Raw genomic sequence first — 691 nt, 5'->3', positions numbered from 1 at the left:
GGGGAGCCGCTGCGCGAGTCGCTGCGCACCCGGCTGCATCTGCCGGTGGTGGTCGAGAACGACGCCAACGCCGCGGCGTGGGCCGAGGCCCGGGTGGGAGCCGGGCGCGGTGCCGCCGACACGGTGGTGGTCAACCTGGGTACCGGGATCGGCGGCGCGGTCGTGATCGGCGGCGAGCTCTACCGCGGCCGCCACGGCATGGCCGGGGAGTTCGGGCACATGACGGTGGTGCCCGGCGGTCTGCGCTGCGAGTGCGGCAACCGCGGCTGCTGGGAGCAGTACGCCAGCGGGAACGCGGTCACCCGTGAGGCGCGCGAGCTGGCCGCCGCGGATTCTCCGATGGCGCGGGGCTTGTTGAGCGCCGCGGCCGGCACCCCGTCGCGGATCACCGGTGGTCTGGTGAGCGAGCTGGCGCGCAGCGGCGATATGGCCTGTGTGGAGCTGCTGGAGGAGGCGGGCGACTGGCTGGGGACGGGCCTGGCCAATCTCGCGGCGGCGTTCGATCCGGAGCTGTTCGTCATCGGCGGCGGTGTCTCGCAGAGCGGGGAGCTGCTGCTGGGTCCGGCCAGACGGGCGTTCCGGCGCGCNGCTACCGGCCCGAGCCGGGCGTCGTGCCCGCCGAGCTGGGCAACCAGGCCGGGCTCATCGGGGCCGCCGACCTGGCCCGGGACGCGCTGCCGCGCCGGCGCCA

Annotated in this window: 1 pseudogene; it reads left to right on the top strand. The window is 75.9% G+C overall.

Annotated features, from left to right (window positions below):
- Positions 1-691, top strand: a pseudogene (locus D452_RS27460) (ROK family protein); the annotation flags it as partial.

The sequence above is a fragment of the Nocardiopsis prasina DSM 43845 genome (genome assembly GCF_000341265.1).
In the GTDB taxonomy this organism is placed as follows: Bacteria; Actinomycetota; Actinomycetes; order Streptosporangiales; family Streptosporangiaceae; genus Nocardiopsis; species Nocardiopsis prasina.
The sequence above is the reverse complement of the archived record's forward strand: the minus strand, read 5'-3'. Positions and strand labels throughout refer to the sequence as shown.